This is a genomic window from Aeromicrobium sp. PFPM2_SD2 (assembly GCF_057364525.1).
This window is the reverse complement of record NZ_JBNFNZ010000399.1, coordinates 1-2,253: the sequence shown is the minus strand read 5'-3', so window position 1 is coordinate 2,253 and position 2,253 is coordinate 1. Positions and strand designations below refer to the sequence as shown.

The window sequence follows — 2,253 nt, the reverse complement described above, 5'->3', positions numbered from 1 at the left end:
GTGCTCGTGACGCTGGGCCACGCGGGCACGAACCTCGCGCCCGGCTCCTGGCAGGCGCTGCTGGACGGCGCGCTGGCGCCGCTGCGCAACACGCACAAGTTCGACGTCCTGATCCGGCTGCCGCTCGTGCTCGGCCTGGTGCACGCCGCCACCAGCCTGGCCCGAGGCGTCACCGGATCGCGGCGCGTCCAGCGCACGGGTCGTGCGGCCGTGGCGCTGCTGGCGGCCGCGTCCGTCGTCGGGGCCACGGTGCCCGCCTGGACCGCCGAGCTGCCGCGACGCGGCACGTTCCACGACGTCCCGCAGTACTGGGAGCAGGCCGCCGACTGGCTCGCCGAGAACGCCGAGGGTCAGAACACGCTCGTGCTGCCCGGCTCGGCGTTCGGCGACTACCTGTGGGGCAGCCCGCGCGACGAGGTGCTCCAGTCACTGGCCGGCACGCCCTGGACCGTGCGCAACGCCGTGCCGCTCACGCCGTCGGGCACCATCCGCACGCTGGACGGCTTCGAGCGCGCGTTCGCGTCCGGGCGGGGCAGCACGGCGCTGCACGACGCGCTGGTGCGGGCCGGCATCCGCTACGTGCTGGTGCGCGAGGACCTGTCCGGCAACGGCACCACCGACACCGAGCTGGTGCACTCGACGCTCGCCACCACGCCGGGCGTCACCGGCGCGAAGGGGTTCGGCCCGCGGGTCGGCAACCCGCCCGCCCAGCGCACGGACGACGGCGAGCTCGTCTTCGTCAACAACGGACGCCAGAGCCGACACCGCGCGATCGAGGTGTTCGAGGTCGACGGGGCCGACGCCGCCTCGGTGCGCGCCCAGGACCTGAGCGACACGACGGTGCTGGCCGGTGCCGCGGACGCGGTCGTCGAGTCGTCGGCCGCGATCGCCGGCGACAGCGACGTGCTGCTGGCCCAGGACGTGCCGGCCTCGGTGACGCCCGAGCACGTCGTGCTCACCGACACGCTGCGCCGTCGCGAGGCCGCCTTCGGGCGCGTCGTCAACAACCGTTCCGCCCCGCTCTCGGTGCAGGAGCGGTACCGCGTCGAGCGGCGGGTCCACGACTACGTGGTCGGCGACGAGGCGCGCTGGACGTCCGTGCCGCAGGTGCGGGGCGCGGCGTCGGTCACCGCGTCCTCGTCGGCGTCCGACGTCACCCAGACCAGCATCCGCACCGACCGCTCGCCGTGGTCGGCGCTGGACGGCGACGACCGCACCCGCTGGACGGCGGGGGAGTCGGACCTGCGCCCGTGGATCGAGCTGCGCTTCGACGAGCCGGTCGACGTCCGGGGCACCTCGGTGCGGCTCACCGACGCGTTCTCCCAGCGCGACGTCACCGTGACGACCGACGGCGGCACGGCCGTGACCCCGGTGCCCGCCGGCGGGTCGGTCACCCTCGACGTGCCCGAGGGCACCACGACGCGGCTGCGGCTCACCGCCGACAGCAACGCCTTCGACCCGTTCTCGATCGACGAGCTCGAGGTGCCCGGGGCCGACGTGGCCCGGCCGCTGCGGCTCCCGACGCTGCCGCAGGAGTGGCCCGAGCCGGACGAGGTCCTGCTCACCACCGCGACCGCTCCGAACGGGGCGTGCCGGTCCGTCCCGGACGTCCGCGAGGCCCGGGACGAGGACGACGAGGACGTCCGCGGCAGCCTGGTCGTGCGCTGCGACGCCGGCGCCGAGCGCCTGGGCGAGGACGGGCGCACGCTCGACCGCGTGCTGACGCTGCACCGCGAGGCCGGCTACCTGCCCGCGCTCACGGTGCTGCCCGAGCCGGGCCTTGAGCTGGACGAGGCGTTCGCCGGCCGCCTGGGCGTGCAGGTCAGCTCGACCTCGTCGGGCGTGCCGCGCGCCGGTGCCCTGGCGACGACCGACGGCGACATCGCGACCGGGTGGACGGCCCGGCTCTCGGACCGCTCGCCGCAGCTGACGCTGCGACTGGACCAGGAGCGCCGCGTCGGCGCCCTGCGGCTGTACACCGACGACTCGCTCGCCGCGTCCGCCGTGCGCGAGGCCGACCTGACCTTCGACGACGGGTCGACCCAGTCGGTGCGGTTCGACGCCGAGGGCGTCGCCCGCTTCGACGACGTCCGCACGCGCTCGATCGTCGTCGACGTGACCCGCGTGCGCGTCCGCTCGTCGCTGGGCTTCGACGGGCTCGGCAACGGGCTCGCCGTCGGCGTGAGCGAGATCGGCGTCGCGGGTGTCGACGCGGCCGCCGACGCGGCCGAGCCGGTCCGCCTGCCGTGCGGC

1 protein-coding gene is annotated in these 2,253 nt (G+C 75.8%); it reads left to right on the top strand.

Translation table 11 applies throughout. The features are described 5' to 3' along the window. On the top strand, nt 1-2,253 hold a 2,253-nt coding region (locus tag AC2W7G_RS14195), incomplete at both ends, for an alpha-(1->3)-arabinofuranosyltransferase domain-containing protein (protein WP_485869005.1).